Raw genomic sequence first — 23,322 nt, forward strand, 5'->3', positions numbered from 1 at the left:
GCACAGGCAAGGGCTTACAGAGTCACTGGGTAGTCACTTGGGTCAAAGGAATGAAATCAGCAGAAAACACCAACCCAGTATCCCCTCGCCTCTCGATCGCTGTAATCGGCGTTGCGCTGGGCCTGGCCGTTGCACTCTGGATCAGCGCACAAGGTCCGTACTTCTGGAGTAATTTCGCAGGCTATTGGTTACCCCAGGCGGCAGTGCTGGCGATGGCCATGCTGTTCAAGGCGTCTCGGGCTGTGCTCGGTGGCGTCGCGCTGACGATGGCGCTGTACTTGTACCTTTTCGACAGCTGGGCCACCGAGTCCATGGCATGGCTGTTCTACCTGTTCAGCTTCCCTGGCGTGCTGGTGGGAGCACTGCTCGCCAGCGTCACACCGTCACGCCAGCCTTACGAGGTACTGATCGCCGCGGGCTGGGTGATCCTGGGCATCGTGGTGAACCTGGCCATAATGCTGATCACGATGGGGTAACACGGCACCTGGGGCACCCTGGACGGGCATGAGTAGGCGGTTACGCCTCATGCCTCCTCGGCAAACGCGTCCTTGATAAATGCCTCCAGTTCCTTCTCCTCAAGCAACTCAATGGAAAAATGCCCAAAGCGTTTCGGCAACCAGATGATGCGTGTACCACTGGGTGACTGCAGATTATCGCGAGACAGCGGATGGCCGTTTTCATCTTCCGGCTGGACTCCTTCCTCGACCAACTCGTCGTAGGCTGCCTCGATGTCGGGCGTGGAATAACAATGGCGGTAGATCATGCCTTCGCCGTTAGCGTCCATCAGCACCTTGAGATTGCCGGTAAACGGCTGCACGAGCATAAGGCGCTCCGTTCCAAACATCACAATCGCAAAACGCACGTGCAGGTCGCCACGCTGCCAGTCGAGGGTCTTTGAAATCCTTGCGCTAAAGACTCGAGCGTAATACCGGCAGGCTTCCTCAAGATCCTTGACCAGAACATCCACGTGGCTGAACTTTAATTTCAACGGCCTCACCCTTTTCCTGAGATGGGATTCATCGGTTTTCGGCCCGGAGCCACTGACCAACGTGCTCAAACCTATCACTGATTGCGGCCCGGCAGGCGTTCCTCAACCCTCGAAATGCCTGGGGCCCGCCCACCTGAAACCTTAGGCATAGGAATAACGCTGTCGCCGACACGTGCAATAATCCCGCGCGTTCCAAAGTAACGTCGCCTACAGCAAATGGAGTTGCCCTTATGAAGAAGTACATCCTGTATCCGCTGCTTGCACTGCTTGCCGGATGCAGCACGGGGCCTTACTTACATCCGGAATCGACCCTGGGCCAAAACGCGCTGCTGTCACGCACCTGCCCGGGACCCAAGGCAGCGATGAGCTTTGCCCCACTATCGGAGGAGCTCAATTGGGTGCACCTATTGGTCTATGTGGCGCCGCCAGGAACCTCAAGCTGGCCTGGCAAGCAACGTTCGACCGACACTGAGCTGCGCCTGTTTGGGCGCCTGTACACGCCTCCCTACTTGCGCAACCTCAACACCCCGGAGCAACGCAGAGCGGCCTACAGACAGACCCCACCCGCACTGTGGCTCAGCGCTGCATCGCCGCAAGTCACGGTGACGCTGGCGACCGGGCAACGCTATCAAGTCAGTATCGAACAGCTGAAAACCGGCTTTGATCCGCGAAAACAATTCCACAGTGGGTGGAAGGGAACACCCCTGGGCAAAGGCGACATGGACGACTTCACCCTGACCTTCCCCGACCTTTTCATCAACGGCGAGAAAATCCCCATGGCGCCCATCCACTTCAAGAAACGCGAAGAACGCTACGCGCCGGTGTTCAACTGCTGACGGCCCATCATTCCCGGCTGGCTGCCACAACGGGGATCACGCTCAAGACTGCGTGCGCTCCCCATTGGATGGCAGCGCATCGAGCTGTATATAGGTGCGGAACACGTGGTCCCAGAGCGGCGAGGACACCCCGAAGTTTTTCTCGATGCCCTTGCGGTGATGCAGGTCATGATTGGCCACCAACCCTGAAATAAAGCGGTAGGCCCAATGCTCCGGACGGTGCATCACGTAATGCAACGAGATGTAGCAGAAGTAACCCACCACCACCCCGGCAAACACTGACGTCAAGTCCGTCCACCACGCAAGCAGCAAAAGCAGCGCGTACACCGAACTGGTTTTCCAGCTGGACACCCCGATGTAAGCCAGGACGTCGACATGGTGCGTCCAGTGCTCGCGGCGGTACAGCGAGTGAAACAGGGAGCGGTGCACCCAATACTCGACCAGCGACCAGGCCAGCAGGCCGACTAGCGCCTGGCCAACATGAAAGGGCCCGAGGTACAGCGCCAGCAAGACAAACAAAGGCGCGGTGAAAAAATCGAGGTAATAAGCCAGCGACGACATCAGCCATTTATTGGACGCAGCCATGCGCGAAATTCCTTGTGAGAGCCGACGGACATCAGGCTATGAGCAGATCGAGAAAAGCGTGCACACACTAACAGATGAGCTGTGGGCAAACCTATGGAGTCGCGGCCGCATTGAGCGACCCCCCCGCCCCCTCGGACCGTCAGATGGCAATGGATTACCGATTGAGACTGACGTTACCTTGAGCACGCAGCACAAGCCCGACCCAATAACCCCGTCGACGTGATTGGCAAAAGAGCGCTTCTCTCAAGGTGTTACGATTACCGGCTTTCACCGCGAGGATCTGCCTTCAATGACACCCATCATCTGTGCCAATGAGTTCGACATCTGCGTCTCAATGCCCGACCTGGTCACATGGATCGAAGACAAGCACATCCCCAACGCCGATCTGTCGGCCGCTTTGAATGCCGCGGGAATCTCACTGAACATTACCGAGCTTTACGATACCTACTTCGACGACACGCCTGCTGGCGCGGGTGACGTGCATATTTACCCTTGCGCTGATAAGCAAAGTTTCCTGGTCATTGATCTATATCGTGATCTGACCGATCAACTGGACATCGTGACCGCCTCATTGAAAATCGAGCCAACCGTGCTCCATTTGGCCCTGCCTTACCTGCGACGCTTTTTCGACGCGGCCGAATGTCAGGTCGCCTTCAGGCAATCCAGTCACTCACAGCAGTTGCGCTCACTGATCGATGAAAGCCGATACCCTGCACCGGTCGATAATGGCGGCTATCAGCAGCAGCTCATTGCCCATGGTTGAGCCCTGCCCGTAGGCCCATGACTGGCGTTTCATCCTCCTGCCCTATTCCTCACGTTGAATCCAATAAAAAGCCGCCAGCGGCGTACCCGCGTGGCGGCTTTCATGACGACTGCCCAACCAAGGCCAGGAAATGCTCGACGCTACCGGGAAAGGTCGCGGCGCATCACCACCATTCCGATTTCAGCCTTGTCGGTACTGAAGGGTATTTCGCCCACCGCCTCGAATCCGAAGCGTTCATAAAAGCGCTGCGCATTGGCATTGGTCCTCAGCACGTCCAACGCTATACAGCCTTCGTCACGCTCTTTTGCCATCTGGCAAATGACCTGCAGAAGTTGCTTCCCATAGCCATTGCCCGCCTGAGACTTCAGGAAGTAGATTTTCTGCAGTTCCGCGCCCACCTCTGCAGACACTGGCATCGTTTTAGACCAGTTGACCTTTGCAAAGCCTAGAACACGGCCCTCTGCGTCGGATGCCAAGAGCCAGCAATGCTCGGCGGGCAACTGCAGTGACTGCTGAAGTTCGTCGATTGAGAAGTCCTGATTCAGGAAGTCATGCATCCCCGCGGTAGTCCAGATGTCCGAAAAATGCTCGCGGTAGGTCTCTCTGCCAATATCACTCAGTGCTTGAATATCGTCGGTAGTCGCTTCTCGAATAGTGATCACTGCCTGCTCCCTGCCTTTGCTTGACGCCAAGCAATACTCGCAACCAGTCCCTCATTCAAGCCTTGCCTGAGCGAGGGAACAAAGGAGTGTGTCGAGCAAGGGTTGACGTAGCCGTGTACAACGTCCAAAGCAAAATGCCGGGTTGGCCCGGCCAAGCAACGGCTAACCTGCCATTGGAAAGAGGAATTCCCATGAACAAATACACGTTGCCCCTGATTCTGCTGCCGCTGCTCACCCTGGCCATGACCGGCTGCAAACAGGAGCCGGCGGCAACCTACAACGGGCCTTTCGGCCTGCAGATGGGAATGACCATCGAGCAGGCCCGGGCCGTCACCCAGGTGTTGGGTAGCAATACTCGCCGCAACATTCTGCTGGTCGAACGACCACCAAGGCCTATTGCCGGATTTGAAGCGTTGTCCCTCAAATTTGCTAAAGAGGCCGGCCTCTGCGAAATCTACACGGCGGTCGAGATCCCTGGAGATACGCAGGACTCGGCTATCCGCACCCGATTCGAAGAACTCACCCGGTTACTCGCCCAGCGATATGGCCCGCCTTCGGTTGCCATCGACCAAACCGTCGATGACGAGCGCCAGCAGGTTTTAGTATCCCAGTGGCTGGCATCCCGGGGAGCGAGCCTGGAAGGTGCGTCTGAGGCCGTACTGACGGTGGGCAGGCGCGATGTCGACCCTATCAGCATCGGCCTGTCCATTTCAGGCCCTGGTTCCGAGCAGTGCCAGCAGGAGCAGCGCCAGGAATAGCTGATGGTTGTAACCCTTACGGATAGACCGCCCGGAAAACCCTTGGCCATTGGAGTGCTGCGATGAAGAAAAATACCCCAGGCCTGCTGTTCGGCGGTGAACGCGCGGGTGCAGTTCGACGCCAGCGTGCCTGAGAGCCAGCTGCAACTGAAATGAGTTTCAGATACCGAACTCAGCACGTGGCATCCGGATTTCAATCGCGGCCAGTTGCAGCTCCCGAACTCAGGTCGTGACCAAGAACCACATAGAATACGTTTCCACTCAAACTAAGGATCGGTTACCCAGCATGAGGATTCCAACAGCGCCCACAGTGGACTTTCTGAATATCTCTCTCCGGCAACTGGAGCAAACGGATATAACAGCCTGGTACGCCTACCTTTCAAACAGGGAGGTGACTCAACATACCAGTTGGAATTTGCGCTCCGAGGAAGATCTTCTTCCTCTGTTTGACGAGATAGAGTCGACACACCCCACTTCAATAAGACGACTGGCAATCATCAATCAAGCCAGTGGTGATTTGATCGGGACCATAGGGTTCCACAGCATTTCTGAAGCAAACCGAAGCGCGGAAATTGCTTATGATCTAGCGCCTGCGTACTGGGGGAAAGGCATTGCGAGCGCCGTCTGCTCGTCTGTTACGCAATGGGCATTCACGGAGTACGGCTTTGTACGGGTGCAAGGCACCGTTCTTGAAACCAACCGTGGTTCAGCCCAGGTTCTTGTGAAGTGTGGATTCCAATACGAAGGAAAACTGAGAGCGTTTCGTATGGTGCGCGGACGCCCTGGCAACTTTGAAATGTATGCCATTTTGAATACCGATTGAACATTCAAACGCTCTGGAACGAGGCGTCTCGAGTTTGATTGCGCGTACGCTGATGACGCAAAGCCAGGGGTACCCGATGAAGCCAGGACCCGCAATCAGGCAATCATGGCCGCGCCTGCGACGATCCCGGCACAGCCTACGATTCGGATATTTTTGTTCGATGACTTCAGTTCGATTGCGAAAACACGCCTATCAAAAAATGGCAGTCGAGGTTCTGAGTGCCGCCACAGATCGCCCGCTGCTCGCAGCCCTCGAACGCCTCAACGCTTATCGTGAACTTCAGCCGGCCAGGCACTGAAGAAAAATAGGATCCCGGGAATCATTAAGTAGATCCAGTTAGTACTTGGATGCACAACCAGCCCGACGATCCACGCGACAAGTAAAACGCCGCCAACTCGACGCCGACGTTTGGCGGTGAACCACTCCTGAAAGGCTGCAGGTTTTTCACTGGCCATCATTACGCTCCTTGTTTGATAAGCCGCGAAGCATATCATCCACCGCAACAACTCACGCCAGCCGGCGGAGATCCTCTATGCCCGTCACACAGGGTTGAGTTTGCTTGGACATAGAGGTTTTGCGATTAAAACGCTGGCGGCAGTCTTACCAAGGCCCGAGCGCCAGCACCCGCTATCTAGGTCCCCCGACCGGCCTTCAGGCTGCGATGATTAGTCAGCATTCCATTGTTATCAAACAGGAAAATCATTTGGTTCCCTGCGCCATCCTGGCAAACAACGCCGTCACTCTCGCTGTCGACAATCCCTTGGCACGCCATGTTCCAGACATAAGGGCGGATTTGGCACTTCAACGTTTTACCGTCCTCAATCACCAAATGATGGGTGGCTGAGATGCTTTCCGGGGCCGGTTTAGGGCAAGCGCCCTCCCCCCAATTGACCCCATGGTGATTGGGTTGCGAAACACAGCCGGTCAACAGGATTACAGGCAGCAGATGTTTGTAATTCATGGTCACCATCCTTAGTTGTGACGACGCGATCGAGCGTCTGCCTTAGAGACGGGCATTATTGTGCGTCAATTCACGTTGGCATTTAAAGGCAGTGCCCTGCCGTTCTCGACGGCAAGCGCGAGGCAGATCCAATTTATAGAGGCGCGGATTGCAGGTAACGGCCAGCGATGGAGCGAAATGATAAGTAAGACCAAAAGGTTACCTGAACCAGCCAGCTGCACTTATCGTCAACATCGGAGCGCATCGCAGTCAGTATTGCTGCTCAGCTCATTTGAGAAGCTCGCCCGGCCCTGCAACGTTGAACCATAGGCAGTAGGCAAGTTATGGGCCGGGAGAGCGCAGGAACCATAACGAGGCGTCGCAGCGGTGGAAATCAGAAAATTCTGAAACTCACTACGTGGAACGACCGCAAATTCAGCATTACCGCCCTTGCCAAGGAGGCTGGGCTATTTGCGCTGCAACTACTGAGGTTGGCGTAAGCGCTGCAGTTCGGTCTGTAGCCAAGTACTTGCAGGTTGCGTCCCTGAAGGGCATCGCACCTCATAAGCTTTTCCACTGATGCTGCTTTTGCTGGCGGCGAGATTGATGAAGTCCTCGGCACTGCTCACCATATTTTTGTTTTCGAGATAACTCAGCTTTTTCTCGAGATGCTGCCGTGCTTGCGGTGCTGGATATTCGGTCCCATTGCGTACGAACAAACAATCGCTGCGCTCAACAAAACTCAGCAAGCCGTTTATTTCCTGCGTGGCCTGCGGCGTCGTCTGAGCCTGTAGATTACTAACCGTTAGAACTGCGCCAAGACCCATTGCCGTTAGCCATTGCGCCAGTCCGAGCCTCATAATTCGCATACCGCTCCCTCATCTTGATTTGGCGGGACTGTAGCACTGCGGGGGCAACGCAAGAACCCCAGAGTCACTGTTCCTCTTCCCCCCTGAATCGACTTCCGCTTTCGCTGTAGCTCATCTCGGGCAGCGCCGTGCTGCAACTATTAGAAGCCGTAGCGTATCGACTTGACGCCACCCGGGTTCGACGAACAGGTGGTCGCCTGCTTGAGCTGTTCCACAACGTCATTGTAATTAGCGACAACGTGACGCGGGACTTAAGCAATGAACGCTGTGCGAGCTCAAACATGGCTCTGCCAATACAGTCGGTGGTCTAGATCAGACCTTGGTTGACTGGGTGAAAGCCCAGCCAAATGCGATAGCGGCAATGCTGGGCCGTATCAGGTCTGTTGCTGGCGCCGAGCCGGTCACTATCTGCAGGCTGGCGATTATGAAGACTACAACTGCGGCAAGAATGCCCAGCACCGAAATCCAACGGAAATATCTTGGAAACATCGAATGACTCCTTTAAAAGAGCGCGAGCGTAATTGCAATTAGCCATCATTTCAACTGACAGCCACTTTCGGCGCCGTAGACCTAACCGGCATTCCTCCAACTTGAGATGCTGGCGGTGCCATGGTCAAATAGATGATGGCATTTTGATATGGATCTCTCAGTTGAAGCAGTACCGCGGATTAATCATTCTTTTTTCGGCAGCGACTCTACTCTTTGTCCTGGCCCAGGTGTGGCATGCACAGTCTGCTCCGGAAGAGAAAAAACAAGAGCAAGAACGCCAGCTTAGAGGGACCGCGCTGATCATGAATGCCGGGGCCCCAAAGATGCTCGATGAATCAAATCGCCTCGATTCAGTAACCTACAAAGATGGGATCATGCGGATCTCATACACGCTCACCACTGTCTCGAAAAACGACGTGGATGCCGATGCATTTACGAAGGAAAGAAAAGCCATTGCGGCGTCTGTATCCTGCGCTGAAAAAGGGCTAGGGACTTTCGTGAAGTCAGGACTGTCGGTTTATTACACCTTCAACGACTCCAGCAACTCACCGATTGCGGTCTTTCAGATAGACAAGTCCGTCTGCCTCTAAAAGTCAGTACTTGAAGCCCGCCTCGATCGCGGGCTTTTTTAGGTGCGAGTCGAGATTCAAGCAAAATTTTCGGGTCGTAACCACGCTCTAGAGCAGTGCTTCGCCCTTAGACAAAACAGAAGAACAACGCTCGCAGCATCTGCGCGAAACAAGGGATGGTAACTGAGTAGACCGACATCGTTGTCCCTAAATAGCCATTCCACCTCATGCGCCACATAGCCCGCATTCAGCAACGAAAACGCCGCCAGGCCTTGGCCAATCTGATGGCTCAGAACGCTTGGAATAAGAAAAATAATTAGGCAGGCAGAGCAAAAAAGATCCCGCGCACGACAGCCCCTCATCACAAGGGGCCATCGAACAACGCGTCAGAATAGATCAGTAACGACGATGAGGATCGTTGTAGGCGCTCCAGTCGAAACTAAAGTGCCCGCTATTGCTGGCTGGGTTGTAGTTCTCCATCAGTACATTGCGCTGGACAGTATCCCAATCCAGCGGCGCGATGGCCTTGCTGGACTCGACAATGACCGTACTGTTCTGAGTGATGGCCGACAGGTAGTACAGGTCCAGGCGCGAGCCCACCGTCTGGGTTTTGTTGTAGGCGAACGCATTACCATTCTGCCTGCCCGCCGAAGTGGCGTTGTGCGCGTAAACAAGAACAACCTGATAGACGATGAAGGTGCCAGGCCCCGTCAGTTGAGTGCTTTCGCTGAACGTCTGCGTAGTAGACCAGGACTCACTGCTGCTAAATCCAACGGAGATATCCGACCCGACGTTGACGATGCCGATACTGCCTCCAACGCTGTATTTGGCAGTGACACTGGTCGTGAATGTTTTGGTGTGCCCCTTAGTCAACTGGTAGCTGCGAGTCTGTGTCACCTGCTGCGGAATGGAAATGGTGTCCATGTACTGCAGGTAGGCAAAGACCGGGCGAGTGTAAGTGCCCCAATTCTGCTTGCCGATAAAGATGTCGCCGTAGACGGTAATGCCATCGACCCAGCAGCCTTGTTTGGGCGCGCTGTAATCCAGCAGGTAACTGTCGATCGCATAACCGCCGCGCTTAGTCGGGAACTGATCGAAGCTGCCGGCAAAGTTGGATGTCAAAATGGCGCGGGCATTTCCTTGCTCGCTGTTCAGGTCGTCAAGTTCAATCGAATGACTTTGGGGTTGGTTCAGTTCTTCCTTGATCGTCATACTCGCATCCCTCGTTGGGTGTGTACAAAGTGCCAGATGGCGCTGCGAAGTATTGAGCATTTCAATGGGTGTTCAAGGCGGATTGTTCGTGCCGCTGAAGAGGAGATTGCCGCCGTCAGGCGTAAGCAAAAAGCACACAGCGCTTAAATTCAATGACTTGGATGGGGCTCTATCTCAGGGGCGCTAGGCACGTCCTCCCCCTGGTAACTCGCCTGATTGACTGAATGCCATGACCAGGTGCAGTGCGCGCCCACTATGGTGTCCAGCAATAAGCGGTATACCGATGGCCAACTTGCGCGATGCCATCGTCGCGAAACCGAGCCGCCAGGCCGAATGGGTGCGCCTGGCCCCCGGAGGTCTGCAAGCAGGCTGAAAAAAGCCCCAACGCCACTCAGATCGCCACGGCAATGTCGATCAGTGCGCCACTGAAGGCTGGGTAGCGACAGAGATGGTGAAGGTCAGGATAAACAGCACGACGAGTACCCAGAACATCACCACGACAGTCAGCATGACGACCTTCAGGCTTTGATAAAGCCAGCGCAACCAATGGCCTTCGGGCTTTGCTTCTGAGCGGGTTCTGAGTACGCCTTTCAAATAGAAGCCAAGGAGGGCCAGCAGTGCGCCATCGATCAACATCGCGGGCAAGCCGGCTTCGGGGAAAATGCTCCCCCACCCATAGAAGGGCGAGCGGCTCAGGAACACCACATAACAAATGAGGCTGCCATAGGGGGCGGCTCTCCACCACCTACCGGCCAGCGCTCCGACCATCAGGCACATAATCACCATGAAAGGGTTGAGGAGAATATTGATCATCCAGTCCATTACGTTGGGGAAATAGCCAGGGGAATGGATGCTGCGCCAGATGTGTTCCCACATTGTTCGGGTTCCTGCGTTCTATGGAGTCAGTGCTGTTTGCGTACTTGCGTGCCGTTGCAAGGTATCGGCGTAGTGTCGGGTTACATAAGTGCTGTTGTGTAAATGTGCGCCCATACGAAAAGTCGCCGAGTGTCGATCAGCCAGTTTTCGTACAGAGTCTGATATCCAGATCAGACAAATCGGGATCAAGATTCGTCGGAAACAGCTCCCGGATGTGATGTTCACTCAATCACGTGTCGCTGGTTTTATTGAAGTAGATTATCGCCGGCTCATTGCGGCCATTGCTCAAGCAGGATCGAGACGAACTTCTCCGCCGCCGGCGAAAGCGATGCCCCGCGGCGGTAGACGAGGCCCAAAGAACGGTTCACCACCGGCTCGACCAAGGGCACGCTGACCAAGGTGGGATGATCCTGTGCCGGCATGGCCAGGCTTGGCATGGCCGAGACGCCCAACCCGGCTTCCACCAAACCCAGGGAGGTCGAGAGGTGTTGAACCTCGTAAAACCACTGTGGGCGCCAGCTCAAGCCGGACAAGGCGTGATCCAGCAGCATGCGGTTGCCGCTCAGGCGCCCAACCCCGATAAGGCGGTAGTCGCTCAACTCAGACCAGGTGACCGACGTGCGTCCAGCCAACTCATGATCACGTCGGCAGGCCAACACAAACGGCTCGATGACCAAGGGCACGAACTCGATGTCCGGATGCTGCCCACTCATCATATTGATCCCGAAATCAGCTTCCCCTCGCAACACCGCTTCAAGCCCCTCGTTGGCACTCAAGTCCAGTAGGCGGATGCGAATCTGGGGGTAGCGCTCGTTGTACAGGCGAATCACCGAAGGCAAGAAATAGAACGCGGCCGTAGGGATACACGCCAGGGTCACTCGGCCAATCTGCCGCTCGGCAAGTTCGCGGATATTGAGAATCGACTCATCGAAGTCATCCAGTAAGCGACGTGCCTTAGGCAGGAAATCGCGGCCGACGCTCGTCAGGCTGACCTTGCGCGTGGTGCGGTCGAGCAATGCGGTGCCCAACCCTTCCTCGAGTTTTTTGATGCGGCGGCTGAGCGCAGGCTGAGACAAGTGCAAGGCATCGGCGGCTTCGTGGAAGCTGCCTAGTTCGGCGATTTTCACGAAAGATCGAATATCGTTGAGCTCATAGTCCATGTCTTGCCTCATCAGCAGAAGAAGTCGGGCAGCAATTTAACGCAAATTTATCATTCGTAAAACGCAATAATCACGTCAATCTTTGCATTGGAAACATTTTTGAAAGCTTGAGACTCTTGCCTCCAGAGCATTAATTACCTCGATTGATCAACAAGAGTCAGTCTCATGCAAAGAATTCCCTGTGTGCTGATGCGCGGTGGCACCTCCAAAGGCCCGGTTTTTCTCGACTGGGATTTGCCGGCAGCCATTGAGGCCCGTGATGAACTGCTACTCAACCTGATGGGCTCCGGCCACGAGCTGGAAATCGACGGGATCGGTGGTGGCAGCCCGCAAACCAGCAAGGTTGCGATTGTCAGCCCTTCGCTGCACCCGGACGCGGATGTTGACTACCTGTTCGTCCAAGTGATGGTTTCGCAACGCCGGGTCGACAGCGCGCCCAACTGCGGCAACATGCTGTGCGCCGTCGGCCCCTTCGCTATCGAGCAGGGCCTGGTCAAAGGCACCCCGGGCCGCACCCGTGTCCGCATTCGCAACGTAAACACAGGAACCTTTGTCAATTCCGACGTGTACACACCCAATGCCAAGGTCAGTTACGAGGGCGACACCGCCATCGACGGCGTGCCGGGTACCGCCGCTCCAGTACAACTGACGTTCCTCGATGCGGCCGGCAGCAAGACCGGCAAGCTCTTCCCTACCGGCAATACGCAAGACGTCATCGATGGTGTTTCGGTGACCTGCATCGACATGGCAATGCCTATGGTGCTGATCGAGGCCAGCCAACTGGGCAAGCGTGGCGATGAAAGTCCCGCAGAACTGGACGCCGATAAGGACTTCCTGCAGCGCCTTGAGTCATTGCGGCTTCAGGCGGGCCGGGCCATGGGCCTGGGTGATGTCGGCGACAAAGTGATTCCAAAGCCGGTACTGGTCTCGCTCCCCAAAGCCGGCGGTACGATCCAGGTTCGCTACTTCATGCCACATAGCTGCCACCGCGCCCTCGCCATTACCGGCTCGATTGGTTTGGCCACCGCGTGCGTGACAGAAGGCAGCGTCGTCGCACAGATGCTCGGCGGGATCAGTACACCACGTCTTGAAGCGGTGCGTATCGAGCACCCAAGCGGCGGAATCGATGTCGTTTTGTCATACACCGGCGTCAACGGTGAGACAATCCAGGCTTCTGTCGTACGCACTGCCCGCAGGCTTTTCTCCGGCTTCGTCTATGCCGCGGACTCTCAGCGTCTCGCCGGATAACCCCGGCGGTCGTTGGCATTTTTGCATCCGCACAATTCTAAAAATGGGTGATGCCATGAAAGTTGTTAAATCGCTCTACTTCCAGATTCTCTGCGCCGTGGTACTGGGCATCGTGGTCGGACACTTCTGGGCCCAGCAGGCCATCGCGCTGAAACCATTGGGTGATGCCTTTATCAAGCTCATCAAGATGATGATTGCCCCCGTGGTGTTCTGCACCATCGTCACCGGCATCGCCGGGATGAGTGACAAACGCTCACTCGGCCGACTCCTCAGCAAAACCATGTTGCTGTTCTTCGTACTGACGGTGATCAGCCTGATCATTGGCCTAGTGGCGGTGTATGTGTTCCAGCCGGGCGCTGGCATGAACATCGATCCCAGCCAACTGAGCACCAAAGGCTTGGCCCAGTACACGGAGTCGGCCGCAAAGCTTGGGGTTGTGGAGTTTTTCATGCACATCATTCCCGAGACCTTTATCGGAGCCTTCAGTAAAGGAGAAGTGCTGCCTGTGCTGTTTATCGCCGTGCTGTCCGGCTTTGCCTTGTCATCACTGGGCGAGCGTGGCAAGCCGGTACTCGACTTACTTGAGTCCGCCTCGCACATGGTGTTCAAGATCTTCGGCTACCTGATGCGTTTTGCACCGTTCGGCGCTTTTGGGGCCCTGGCGTTCACCGTCGGCCAGTACGGCATCACATCGCTCGGCTCGCTGGCGAAGCTGATCATGACCTTGTACATCGCCTGCGGCTTCTTCGTGTTCGTAGTATTGGGCAGCATCTGCCGCGCCAACGGCTTCAGCCTGTGGAAACTGCTTCGCTACTTTCGCGAAGAGTTCCTGGTGGTACTCGGGACCTCCTCCACGGAACCTGTCATGCCGCGAATGCTGGAGAAACTCGAAGCACTGGGCTGCAAAAAAGGGGTCGTGGGCCTGGTACTGCCCACCGGCTATTCGTTCAACCTGGACGGCACGGCCATCTACCTGTCGTTGGCAGCGATCTTCATTGCCCAGGCCTGCAATATTGACCTGAGCCTGACGCAAATCATCACCATGCTGGCGATCATGCTGCTGTCCTCCAAAGGCGCCGCCGGCGTTACCGGCAGCGGGTTCGTGGCACTGGCCTCGACACTGACGGTCATTCACGACATCCCGTTGGCCGGCCTGGCGTTACTGATCGGCGTTGACCGCTTCATGTCTGAAGCGCGAGCCCTGACCAGCCTGGCCAGTAACGCTGTTGCGACGGTGGTGATTTCGATGTCTGAAAATGCCTGCCACCGCGAAACGCTGTCCCGGGTGCTCGACGCAAAACCCGAACCTGCAACCGGAAAAGCCTGGCAAGACCTGAAGGTCGCCAAACGCATCTAGCGAAAGCCGCAAACAGCTTCCCCTCACTTAACTGAACCCCCTCCCCGCCAGGCGCCATTGTGCAGCCAGGCGGGTCAGGACTCGTGCGCCTCGGCGTTAGCCATTCTTACGATAACAACAAGAGAATCGTCCTATGCTCGCTTTCCTTGGCCTGGCCATGGTGGTCGTATTCACCGTCCTCATCATGACGAAGCGTTTGTCGCCAATCGTCGCGCTCACCGTTGTACCTATCGTATTCGCGGTGATTGGCGGTTTCGGCGGCACCACCGGCAAAATGATGCTCGACGGCCTGAAGATGGTCGCACCGTCTGCCGCATTGCTGCTGTTTGCGATCCTGTTCTTCGGCCTGATGATCGACGCAGGCTTGTTCGATCCGCTGATCCGCAAGATCCTCAAGCGGGTCAATGGTGACCCAATGAAAATCGCGGTGGGCACCGCACTCCTGTCTTTGCTGGTCGCACTCGACGGCGACGGCACCACCACCTACATGATTACCTGCGCGGCGATGCTGCCGCTGTATAAGCGTATCGGCATGAACCCGATGATCCTGGCGACCATCTCCATGCTGTCGCTGAGCATCATGAGCGGCATGACACCTTGGGGCGGCCCCGCCACGCGGGCCATCGCCGCGCTGGGCCTGGATGCCGGCGAATACTTCGTGCCGTTGCTGCCGACCATGATCGGCGGCGCCATGTGGGTGGTCTTCACGGCCTTCATACTGGGGCGAGCCGAGCGCAAGCGTATCGGCAACGTGCAACTGCAAAGCGGTGGCGGCAACTGCTACATCAACGCGATTCTTGAGGACACCCCCCACAAGCGTCCGAAACTGGCCTACGTCAACCTGGTTCTGGTTATCGCGGTGATGGCGGCCCTGGTGATGGGGCTGATGCATTCCGCGATCCTGTTCCTGATCGGTTTTGTGCTCGCGCTGATGATCAACTACCCGCAATTGGATATTCAGAAAGAACGCATCCTGGCGCACTCGGGCAATGCCATGACTGTCGTGCTACTGGTGTTTGCCGCCGGGATTTTTGCTGGGATTTTTTCCGGCACCAAAATGGTCGATGCCCTGGCCCAAACCCTGGTCGACTGGATCCCGCCGTCTTGGGGCCACTTGTTTCCATTGGTGGTTGCGATCACCAGCATGCCGCTGACCTTCGTCCTTTCCAATGACGCCTACTACTTTGGTGTGGTGCCGATCCTGGCCAATGCCGCAGCGGCTTACGGCATCGATCCGGTAGAAATCGCGCGGGCCTCGATCCTGGGGCAGCCCGTGCACCTGATGAGCCCGTTGGTTGCCTCGACCCTGTTGTTGGTCGGTATGGTCGACCGCGACATCGGCGATTTCCAGAAAGCCACCGTCAAATGGGCGGTGCTGACCTCCTTGGTCGTCACCGCGCTGGCCTTGCTGACCGGGGCCATCAGCCTGTTTACCTGACTCACCTCCCTGCTGCCTTTCAACGCGCCTCCCCTCGGGGCGCGTGCTGCCCTGCACTCCAAAAAACAACAATGAGACATTTGCCATGAACCCTGTGTATACCCGTCGGGCCCTGTTTTGCGTGTTCGGTCTGGTGCCATTCGCCGGCGCCAGTGCCGAAGGCTTTATTGATGACAGCACACTCAAACTGCAACTGCGCAATGTGTATTTCAACGAGAATTTTCGCGACGAGCACGGCTTGAGTGCACGAGCGGCCAGAACGGCGAAAAGCGAGCGCACTGAATGGGCCCAGGGATTCTTGCTGGACTATCAGTCCGGATTCACCGCTGGCACTCTCGGCTTCGGCGTCGATGCTCTGGGGTTGTATGGCGTAAAGCTTGACTCAGGACGCGGTCGCAGCGGTACCGGGCTGATGCCGGTTCATGACGATGGCCGCGCAGCCGGCGAATTTGCCAGCGCCGGCGCCACCGCCAAAGCGAGGTTCGCCAAAACCACCCTCAAGTACGGCACCCTGCTGCCCAAAACGCCGGTACTGATTTACAACGATGCACGCCTGCTGCCCCAGACCTACCAGGGCACTCAGATCAGCAGCAACGACATTGAAAATCTGACCGTCACCGGCGGGCACCTGGACCGTTTCAAATTACGCGACTCCACCGACAGCGTGCCGATCGTGCCTGACGGCTACAGCGGCGGGAAATCGGGGGACTTCAACTATGCAGGGGCCGAGTACAAATGGGGGAAAAACACCCGTTTGAGTTATTTCTACGGGGAACTGGAGAACTTTTACCGGCAGAACTTCGCCGGCATCCAGCACGACCTGCCGCTGGCCGGCGGGGTGCTGACCGCTGACCTGCGTTATTTCACCAGCGTGGATAGCGGCTCTGCCTACGCAGGTAAAATCGATAACGACATGCTCAGCGGCCAATTGTCCTACGCGATCGCGGGCCACACCGTCGGCGGGGGCTACCAGAGCCTGCGTGGCGACGCCGGTTTGCCCTACATCAGTGGCGCGACCGTGTACTCGTTCAGCAATGCCGGCATTGGCAAGTTCATCGAGGAAGACGAAAAGACCTGGATGCTCAATTACGGCTACAACTTCGCCACCGTCGGCGTGCCCGGCCTGACCTTCTCTACGCGCTACCTGAGCGGCAATGACGGCAAGTCCACAACCACAATTAAGGAATGGGAGCGTGATGCTGAGCTGGCCTACGTTGTCCAGGCCGGCACGCTCAAGGGGCTGGGTGTGCGCATGCGCAACTATGTCTACCGCTCTGAGTTCTCCCGAGGGCGCGACAGCAATCGCCTCTACCTCACCTATGACATCGCCCTCTGGTAAGACGACGATTGCGGCCCTTGCGGCCGCTTTCCTACAGGTTCAGGTGAGGAAGCCCCTACATGCTGTTCAAGAACAAAGTACTGATCCTGGTGCTGGCCCCCGTGGTGCTGTTGTCCTCGGTGCTGGCACTGACAACAAGCGCCACCCTGCTGTCGAGCGCCGAGCGCGAAGTCACGGTGACCCGCGAGCGCTTGCTCGATGAAAGCCGGGAACGCTTGAAAGACTACGCCACGCTTGCGCAAACCTCTGTCGCGGAACTGTATGCGCAGGCTGAGGCAGGAGACAAGGCAACACGTGAGCGGGCTATAGCGCGACTGTCCAAAATGAAGTTCGGCGACGACGGCTATTTTATCGGTTACGACAGTCAGGTCGTGCGCCTGTTTCGTGGCGACAGCAGCGAAGGCGTCGGCACCAATATGAGTGACCGCAAAGACAAAAACGGGATTTACCTGAATCGGGAAATGGTTGCCGCAGCGAAGAACGGCAGCCACTTCGTCAATTATTCCGGAGCCCTGATCAACACCGATAAAGTTGTTCCAAAACTGGCCTACAGTCTTTACCTGCCGGCCTGGGACATGGTGGTGGTGACGGCCATTAACCTCGACACCATCGAAAACCAGGTGGCCCAGGTGCGAGGAGAAATCCATCAGCGTGTGCGCAGCCTCGTCTATGGGACAGCCGTCATAGCCCTGATCGCGCTGGGAATCATCGGCGTGCTCGGGTTGTTATTGGTGAAAAAAAGCCTGACCCCCCTCTCGCGAATTCGCGAGCACCTCGATGAAATCGCGGCGGGTGAAGGCGACCTGACGCGACGCTTACCCACCAGTCGCGATGAGTTCGGACAGGTGGCGGTGTCGTTCAATGCGTTTGCCGACAAGATTCACGGGCTGGTCAGCCAGATCATTAGCATGGCCCGGGAGCTGAATGAGTCGGTCACCCAAGTCGCGGAACAGAGCAAATGCATCGATCACGTCATGGCGCAACAACGCCAGGAAACCGACCAGGTCGCCGCAGCAATCAATCAAATGTCCTCCGCGGCGCATGAGGTGGCCGTCAGTGCCCAGAGTGCTTCAGATGCAGCAGCCGAAACCGATCAGCAGGCCCAGCATGCCAGGCAGGTCGTCAATGAAAGCATCGCCCGCCTGGACGCGCTGACCGCTGACCTGTCCACGGGCGGCGTGTCGTTAAAAAGTCTGCAAGGCGATGTAGAAGGCATTGTCACGGTGCTGGATGTCATCCGCTCAATCGCCGAGCAGACCAACCTGCTGGCACTCAATGCGGCTATCGAAGCGGCACGGGCCGGGGACGCGGGGCGCGGGTTTGCAGTGGTCGCCGATGAAGTACGCGCATTGGCAAGCAGGACGCAGCTAAGCACCCAGGAAATTCAAGCCATGATCGAGCGGCTTAACCAGGCCACGACCAAGGTCGTCACCGCGATGAGCCACTCCGGCGAAGCGGGCAATGGCGCCAGCCTGCACGCTGAGCAGGCTGGCCAGTCGTTGGGCAAAGCGGTCGAACTGATCGTTACCATCAATACGATGAACGCGCACATTGCCAGTGCCGCGCAGGAGCAGACCTCAGTGGCCGAAGAAATCAACCGTAGCGTCCATCAAATTGCTCGCGCGATTGAAAGCGTCGCGGACCAGACCCAAAACGGCGTGAAAACCGTCGATGAGCTCTACGCCATAGGCCATCGCCTTGAAGGTCTGTTAAGGCAATTCAAGATTTAACCAGGCTACGCGTGACCGACAATGCCAATCGAATTGAATTCCCTCTGGCTTGACACTCCGTGACTGCTCTTGGCTGTGGATTCAACCGTCCGAGACCAGAAAGGCGATCAACGCGATCTGTACACCCGAATTAGGTAATCAGGCGACATACCGGGGCACCGCCGTATGGCTTGACCTGACGTGTTAGGAAACCTTGATAACCACTTTCCCGAATGCGCCTCGGGCTAGATGCTCGAACGCCTGGTGGACGTCGTCGAACGAATAGGTTTGATCGATAACTGGGCGGATCGAGTGTTCGTTCAGGAATTCGTTCATGCGATCGAACGACGAACGAGGCGCCACTGCGATACCACGAATAGTTGTCTGGCGGAAGATTAACGGCATCAGACTCAGCGTGGTGGTCTGACCGGTCAGAAAGCCGATTTGTGCGATCTTACCGGCAGCCTTGGTTGCGAGGATGGACTGGTTCAAGCCCTCACCACCGGCTACATCCAGTAGCAGGTCTACGCCTTTGCCGTCGGTGAGTTTCAGAACTTCCTCTTCCCAGTGCGGGAAGGTCCGGTAGTTCACACCAGCCACTGCGCCAAGCTTTTTCACCTTCTCTAGATTGGCGTCGCTGCTGGAGGTAACGATTACCCTGGCGCCGAGCGCGGTGGCCAACTGCACGGTGAAAATCGATACGCCACCGGTGCCTTGCACCAAAACGGTCTGACCCGGTTGGATCTGGCCATAGTCGACCAGCGAATACCATGCGGTCAGCGCTGCAATCGGCAGCGTCGAAGCTTCTTCGTCGGACATGTTGTCTGGTGCACGAACAGCGCTTTCTTCGTGAATGATCATGTACTCGGCCAAACCACCTGGCAGCGGCATGCCGAAGCAGTAGGCAGGTTCGTCCGGCCCCGGCTCACCATCAATCCAGCGCGAGTAGAGGTGCGAGTTGACGCGATCGCCCATCTTGAATCGGCTTACGCCTTCGCCCACGGCGACTACAGTGCCCGATGCATCGCTGACCGGGATCAGTGGCCTGGGTACCAGATGCGGTTCGTAGAAGCCATCGACGATGGCCTTATCGCGAAAATTCAAGGAAACCGCGCCGATTTTTACCAGCAACTCGCCGGCCTTGGGAGCGGGCGTAACTGTTTCGCCGAGTGTCAGGTTATTGAGACCGAAATCGTTCAAAAGCCATGCTTTCATGTGTCTATCTCCAGTGAGGGTGACCTACTGGCGACATTCTTCCCATTCCGGGCCGTTCAATAAATACCCGGGCAGGCAAAGCATTGTTATTTAATAATGCAACAATCAGACTAGGAGCTCGCTATAAATCGGCAACAAAAATACTAAGTGAGAAGACGTAATGGAACTGCTCCAGTCCATGCAAGTTTTTGCCCGGTTGGCCGAACTTGGCAGTTTTACCCGTGCGGCGGATGACATTCAGATCGGCCGCCCGCAAGTAACCCGCGCGATACAGGAATTGGAAACCTCTCTTGGAGTTCGGTTGTTCCAGCGCACAACTCGTACGGTCAGACTCACCTCAGAAGGAGAGCAATTCTACGAGCGTGTTAAAACGATTCTTGGTGAGGTTGCTGATGCCACGGCGATGTTCTCTTCTCCTGGTTCAACCTTGCGTGGCCGACTACGGGTTGATATCCCTACCGCGCTTTCGCAGCCTGGGTTGATCGAGAGCTTGCGAGAGTTTTCAACCCGCTATCCTGCAATCGAGCTGGCCTTGGGAGTCACCGATAGAACCGTCGATCTGGTCGCAGAAGGTGTGGACTGTGCGCTGAGAATCGGCGAGTTACCAAGTTCAAGCCTCGTCGCCCGTCGTATCGGTATGGCCACAATGGTCACCTGCGCAGCGCCGCGATACCTAAAAGAATACGGCGAGCCCAAAACCTTGGAGGATCTAAGCGCACATCGCGGCGTGACCTTTCTCTCCGGACAGAACCAGCGCCCGCTGGCTTGGCAATTTATGGATGGAGGACGTGAGCATTCCCACATCAGTCGCCAGGGCATCACTGTCAACGAGTCAAATGCCTATGTCGAATGTGGCGTCGCGGGCTTCGGCATACTTCAGGCTCCAGGCATTACTCTGGACCGATTTCTAACCGACGGCACATTGGTGGAGGTGTTGCGTGCCTATCGTCCGCATCCAAGACCCGTATCGGTGCTATACCCCAGCCGCTCGCACCTGGCGCCGCAGGTCGAGGCCTTTGTGTATTGGGTGCGCGAAAAATTCCCCAACCTTTATGGACGCTGGCTAGAGAGTCAGGAAGAGCGCTAGAAAGGCTTTTCGATAGATGCTGAGAGGGTGCAACCGAGACTGATGGTTCGGAGTGACTGCTCCTGGCCGATGGCAGACGCTCGCAAACGTCTGCTATCGGCCAAAAGCGATTGCCCACTACCCAAGAAACCCAGGACGATTCAGTGATTCTCGTAACGGATGTTCACTGTTTTGATCTCGGTGATACAGGCTGCCCCGCCCCGCAGTCTCAATCATGCTCATGGTGCTTGACCCTATAGTGGCTATAACCCTCACTCTGGCCGCAAATTCGCATTTAATAGGGACTCATCATGGACAACCGTATCCCTCCGCCGCTGGTTGCTGCCCTGTTCGGTCTGCTGATGTGGTTTGCTGCTCGACACTTACCGGGAGCCCTGGAGCTGACTATCGGGTGGCGCATTAGCCTGGCGCTGGTGGTGTTGCTGGCAGGCGTAGCTATTTGTCTAGCCGGCGTGCTTTCCTTCCGCCACGCCCGCACCACAGTCAATCCACTCAAGCCGGAAACTGCTTCGGCCCTAGTCAGCTCCGGTGTCTACAAACTCACACGCAACCCAATGTACTTAGGCTTCGCCACAGTTCTAATAGCCTGGTCAATCTTCCTTGCCTGGCCGCCGGCACTCCTGGGCGTGCTGGGCTTCGTGATTTACATGAACCTCTTCCAGATCGGGCCGGAGGAACGAGCCCTTGCCAGTCTTTTCGGGAGAGACTTCACGCAATACTGCAGCCGGGTTAGGCGTTGGCTCTAGAAAGGGGAGCGGATCGGGGGCCTATTTTATGTCCGTGGAAACCAGCCCCCATAGACTGGTACACCGTAAGCGGCCGGTGAACACACCTAATCCGATGCAGTAATCAGAGCAACGATGCCCTCACGGCACTACCCGAAACTATTTCTGACCTATTCGATTTGGTAATTCAACCAAATATGGTGCGTGCCATCGATGTCGATTCTGATCCCTCCTGACCCCGATATCCCTCTCAAATCGCCTATACCGCTGCCTCCGACTATGCAGAAAAACTCATCTGCCCGATCAGTGCCTGTAGTGGAGGCGGAGTGGATGAAGTTGAAGGCGCCCTCTTTCCCATTCACCGCACCTTTGAAGCTTTCAATTGCGATGTAACTGCCCGTCCTAGTCGTCTGGTCGAACGCCGCAGTAAAAACTGTTGAGGAAACACCGTCGATAGCACCCGAGTAGCATTTCTCCATGGTGCTGATAGACACGGGCAGGGAGGTAGTAATCTCAGGGGTTGGGCTCAGGCCTGTTGGCTTGAAATTCTTAGTAGAAAAAGTAGCTAACGCTTCCATTCGCATCTGTCTCTATCCAAATGAGTGAGGCGCTAATTTTACTCCACAGCACAGCACGTACAGAGCCAAAACGCTCTGCGCAACTAAGCCTATTTCCATCTCAAAGCTTAAGCGAGTTGAGGCGCGACCCGGGCGACGAGATCATTGATCCCAGAGCAGCTCAATCAAAGGCTCCGTTGAGAACTTCGTAAATGATGCCGGAAGCAATTGCGACAAGTACCAGGTCAGTGCCCGCTTGTTGCCATTCATAGCCGTCGTAGTGGGGCAACCTGCCCAACAGGCGACCATCCAGCTTTTTTGCAATGCCTGGAGGAAGAGATTTTCCTCTAGCTAGGTTCTTTTGTATCCCAGGCGGTAGTGAAGGACCTGGGCGCCAATAGTCACGGTAGCCACCGACCACGCCCAGTACTCCGCCCCGGTCAATGCTGGGCCCGCTATCCCAATCATCTGCGCTGGAACCTTTCCCCTTGTTGCCCTGGTGGCCATGGCCTTGGCCGCCTTGGCCGCCTTGGGAGTTGCCCTTCCCACTTCCTTGGCCTTTCCCGTTGCCAGGATCGGCCAGGGCCGTCACTGAGCCTACGGCCAAAGCAAGACAGGTAACAGCAGCTACAAGAGAACGAGATTTAAACATGACCGTCTTCTCTGAAAGGGAATACCCCCTTGAAAGGTAGACGGTATTGCCGACTTTAGTTCCGCATAATCCACACTACTCGCTGCACCCAGTAACGCAGGACAGCTCTTAGTCCGGTATCGGGACAGCTCTCTCGCCCGGCAAGCTGTGCCAGACCACCGTCAGGAAAGGGGCGATCACCCGCGACAACCGGCACCGCCACTTAGCCGCCCCGCTTCACTTAAACGTTGAGCCGCCAGGCCTCCCGGCCCTGCTCGACTTTCTCGCACACCATGTAGTTCCAGAGCTGAAAGCCTTCGTTCCCATCATAAATACCGTGCTTTATCATGGGCCTGCTCGTTTGAGTGAAGCGCACTCGTAGCACCCACCGCCTGGACAAGGCTCGCTCAGACCGGATTTAGAGTGCGTACTGAAATCCAATAATTAGCTGCGCAGTCGAGTTGAATCACAGCGTTTAGTAGTTGA

At 56.4% G+C, this 23,322-nt stretch carries 26 protein-coding genes and 1 pseudogene; 14 read left to right on the plus strand and 13 right to left on the minus strand.

Features of this window, described 5'->3' with window-relative positions:
• Window positions 1-50 precede the first annotated feature (50 nt).
• Window positions 51-476 carry a hypothetical protein gene (locus CF161_RS01060; RefSeq protein ID WP_043228377.1) on the plus strand — a complete coding sequence of 142 codons (426 nt, stop codon included), beginning with the start codon at window positions 51-53 and terminating at the stop codon, window positions 474-476.
• 47 nt (window positions 477-523) lie between these two features.
• Here the strand turns inward: CF161_RS01060 and CF161_RS01065 are convergent, their stop codons facing one another.
• Complete coding sequence (locus tag CF161_RS01065) at window positions 524-988, minus strand: VOC family protein (RefSeq protein WP_043228379.1); 465 nt, start codon at window positions 986-988, stop codon at window positions 524-526.
• 230 nt (window positions 989-1,218) lie between these two features.
• Here CF161_RS01065 and CF161_RS01070 point away from each other — a divergent pair, with 230 nt between their 5' ends.
• The gene (locus tag CF161_RS01070; protein WP_020294684.1) at window positions 1,219-1,824 is read left to right on the plus strand and encodes a hypothetical protein; all 606 of its coding nucleotides are present in this window, start codon (window positions 1,219-1,221) and stop codon (window positions 1,822-1,824) included.
• A 42-nt stretch (window positions 1,825-1,866) separates the two neighbouring features.
• Here the strand turns inward: CF161_RS01070 and CF161_RS01075 are convergent, their stop codons facing one another.
• Window positions 1,867-2,409: a sterol desaturase family protein gene (locus CF161_RS01075; protein ID WP_020294685.1), complete on the minus strand. Its 543-nt coding sequence runs from the start codon at window positions 2,407-2,409 to the stop codon at window positions 1,867-1,869.
• Between the two features lie 289 nt (window positions 2,410-2,698).
• Between CF161_RS01075 and CF161_RS01080 the strand changes: the two genes are divergently transcribed.
• Complete coding sequence (locus tag CF161_RS01080) at window positions 2,699-3,172, plus strand: hypothetical protein (protein ID WP_020294686.1); 474 nt, start codon at window positions 2,699-2,701, stop codon at window positions 3,170-3,172.
• A gap of 140 nt (window positions 3,173-3,312) precedes the next feature.
• On the opposite strand, the gene CF161_RS01085 is transcribed toward CF161_RS01080, so the two are convergent.
• A complete protein-coding gene (locus CF161_RS01085) occupies window positions 3,313-3,834 on the minus strand; it encodes a GNAT family N-acetyltransferase (RefSeq protein ID WP_020294687.1) in 522 nt (173 codons plus the stop codon).
• Between the two features lie 191 nt (window positions 3,835-4,025).
• On the opposite strand from CF161_RS01085, the gene CF161_RS01090 reads away from it, so the two are divergent.
• Together CF161_RS01090 and CF161_RS01095 are read left to right on the plus strand one after the other, a co-directional pair.
• The gene (locus tag CF161_RS01090) at window positions 4,026-4,592 is read left to right on the plus strand and encodes a hypothetical protein (RefSeq protein WP_020294688.1); all 567 of its coding nucleotides are present in this window, start codon (window positions 4,026-4,028) and stop codon (window positions 4,590-4,592) included.
• A gap of 286 nt (window positions 4,593-4,878) precedes the next feature.
• Window positions 4,879-5,415, plus strand: a complete 537-nt coding sequence (locus CF161_RS01095) for a GNAT family N-acetyltransferase (protein ID WP_020294689.1) — start codon at window positions 4,879-4,881, stop codon at window positions 5,413-5,415.
• 260 nt (window positions 5,416-5,675) lie between these two features.
• Here the strand turns inward: CF161_RS01095 and CF161_RS01100 are convergent, their stop codons facing one another.
• From CF161_RS01100 to CF161_RS33060, 4 genes are all read right to left on the minus strand, one after another.
• Window positions 5,676-5,870: a hypothetical protein gene (locus CF161_RS01100; RefSeq protein WP_020294690.1), complete on the minus strand. Its 195-nt coding sequence runs from the start codon at window positions 5,868-5,870 to the stop codon at window positions 5,676-5,678.
• Between the two features lie 176 nt (window positions 5,871-6,046).
• A complete protein-coding gene (locus CF161_RS31735; RefSeq protein ID WP_020294691.1) occupies window positions 6,047-6,376 on the minus strand; it encodes a hypothetical protein in 330 nt (109 codons plus the stop codon).
• A gap of 461 nt (window positions 6,377-6,837) precedes the next feature.
• Window positions 6,838-7,224, minus strand: coding sequence for a DUF5329 domain-containing protein (locus CF161_RS01110; protein WP_020294692.1), 387 nt, complete (start codon window positions 7,222-7,224; stop codon window positions 6,838-6,840).
• Window positions 7,225-7,536: 312 nt separating this feature from the next.
• A complete protein-coding gene (locus tag CF161_RS33060; protein ID WP_020294693.1) occupies window positions 7,537-7,713 on the minus strand; it encodes a hypothetical protein in 177 nt (58 codons plus the stop codon).
• A 161-nt stretch (window positions 7,714-7,874) separates the two neighbouring features.
• Between CF161_RS33060 and CF161_RS01115 the strand changes: the two genes are divergently transcribed.
• Window positions 7,875-8,303, plus strand: coding sequence for a hypothetical protein (locus CF161_RS01115; protein ID WP_020294694.1), 429 nt, complete (start codon window positions 7,875-7,877; stop codon window positions 8,301-8,303).
• Window positions 8,304-8,678: 375 nt separating this feature from the next.
• On the opposite strand, the gene CF161_RS01120 is transcribed toward CF161_RS01115, so the two are convergent.
• The 3 genes from CF161_RS01120 to CF161_RS01130 form a co-directional block, all read right to left on the minus strand.
• On the minus strand, window positions 8,679-9,494 hold the full coding sequence (locus CF161_RS01120; RefSeq protein ID WP_020294695.1) for a monalysin family beta-barrel pore-forming toxin: 816 nt from the start codon (window positions 9,492-9,494) through the stop codon (window positions 8,679-8,681).
• A gap of 414 nt (window positions 9,495-9,908) precedes the next feature.
• Window positions 9,909-10,370: a hypothetical protein gene (locus CF161_RS01125; RefSeq protein WP_020294696.1), complete on the minus strand. Its 462-nt coding sequence runs from the start codon at window positions 10,368-10,370 to the stop codon at window positions 9,909-9,911.
• A 269-nt stretch (window positions 10,371-10,639) separates the two neighbouring features.
• The gene (locus tag CF161_RS01130; protein WP_020294697.1) at window positions 10,640-11,530 is read right to left on the minus strand and encodes a LysR family transcriptional regulator; all 891 of its coding nucleotides are present in this window, start codon (window positions 11,528-11,530) and stop codon (window positions 10,640-10,642) included.
• 165 nt (window positions 11,531-11,695) lie between these two features.
• Here CF161_RS01130 and CF161_RS01135 point away from each other — a divergent pair, with 165 nt between their 5' ends.
• The 6 genes and pseudogenes from CF161_RS01135 (at window position 11,696) to CF161_RS33580 (ending at window position 18,642) form a co-directional block, all read left to right on the plus strand.
• A complete protein-coding gene (locus tag CF161_RS01135) occupies window positions 11,696-12,778 on the plus strand; it encodes a 4-oxalomesaconate tautomerase (protein ID WP_043228308.1) in 1,083 nt (360 codons plus the stop codon).
• A 43-nt stretch (window positions 12,779-12,821) separates the two neighbouring features.
• On the plus strand, window positions 12,822-14,135 hold the full coding sequence (locus tag CF161_RS01140; RefSeq protein ID WP_043228310.1) for a dicarboxylate/amino acid:cation symporter: 1,314 nt from the start codon (window positions 12,822-12,824) through the stop codon (window positions 14,133-14,135).
• Window positions 14,136-14,268: 133 nt separating this feature from the next.
• The gene (locus CF161_RS01145) at window positions 14,269-15,573 is read left to right on the plus strand and encodes a CitMHS family transporter (protein ID WP_020294700.1); all 1,305 of its coding nucleotides are present in this window, start codon (window positions 14,269-14,271) and stop codon (window positions 15,571-15,573) included.
• Window positions 15,574-15,658: 85 nt separating this feature from the next.
• The gene (locus tag CF161_RS01150; protein WP_020294701.1) at window positions 15,659-16,912 is read left to right on the plus strand and encodes an OprD family porin; all 1,254 of its coding nucleotides are present in this window, start codon (window positions 15,659-15,661) and stop codon (window positions 16,910-16,912) included.
• Window positions 16,913-16,971: 59 nt separating this feature from the next.
• Window positions 16,972-17,784: pseudogene (locus CF161_RS33575) on the plus strand (cache domain-containing protein); the annotation flags it as partial.
• A gap of 102 nt (window positions 17,785-17,886) precedes the next feature.
• Window positions 17,887-18,642 carry a methyl-accepting chemotaxis protein gene (locus CF161_RS33580; RefSeq protein ID WP_371106492.1) on the plus strand — a complete coding sequence of 252 codons (756 nt, stop codon included), beginning with the start codon at window positions 17,887-17,889 and terminating at the stop codon, window positions 18,640-18,642.
• 183 nt (window positions 18,643-18,825) lie between these two features.
• Here CF161_RS33580 and CF161_RS01160 read toward each other — a convergent pair whose 3' ends face one another.
• The gene (locus CF161_RS01160) at window positions 18,826-19,836 is read right to left on the minus strand and encodes an NAD(P)-dependent alcohol dehydrogenase (RefSeq protein ID WP_020294703.1); all 1,011 of its coding nucleotides are present in this window, start codon (window positions 19,834-19,836) and stop codon (window positions 18,826-18,828) included.
• Window positions 19,837-19,996: 160 nt separating this feature from the next.
• Here CF161_RS01160 and CF161_RS01165 point away from each other — a divergent pair, with 160 nt between their 5' ends.
• Together CF161_RS01165 and CF161_RS01170 are read left to right on the plus strand one after the other, a co-directional pair.
• A complete protein-coding gene (locus CF161_RS01165) occupies window positions 19,997-20,923 on the plus strand; it encodes a LysR family transcriptional regulator (protein ID WP_020294704.1) in 927 nt (308 codons plus the stop codon).
• A 290-nt stretch (window positions 20,924-21,213) separates the two neighbouring features.
• The gene (locus CF161_RS01170; protein ID WP_020294705.1) at window positions 21,214-21,669 is read left to right on the plus strand and encodes an isoprenylcysteine carboxylmethyltransferase family protein; all 456 of its coding nucleotides are present in this window, start codon (window positions 21,214-21,216) and stop codon (window positions 21,667-21,669) included.
• A gap of 149 nt (window positions 21,670-21,818) precedes the next feature.
• On the opposite strand, the gene CF161_RS01175 is transcribed toward CF161_RS01170, so the two are convergent.
• Window positions 21,819-22,226, minus strand: coding sequence for a DUF3224 domain-containing protein (locus CF161_RS01175; RefSeq protein WP_020294706.1), 408 nt, complete (start codon window positions 22,224-22,226; stop codon window positions 21,819-21,821).
• Window positions 22,227-22,386: 160 nt separating this feature from the next.
• Window positions 22,387-22,857, minus strand: a complete 471-nt coding sequence (locus CF161_RS31885; protein ID WP_084471590.1) for an anti-virulence regulator CigR family protein — start codon at window positions 22,855-22,857, stop codon at window positions 22,387-22,389.
• Between the last annotated feature and the right edge of the window lie 465 nt (window positions 22,858-23,322).

The sequence above is a fragment of the Pseudomonas sp. CF161 genome (assembly GCF_000416215.1).
GTDB lineage: Bacteria > Pseudomonadota > Gammaproteobacteria > Pseudomonadales > Pseudomonadaceae > Aquipseudomonas.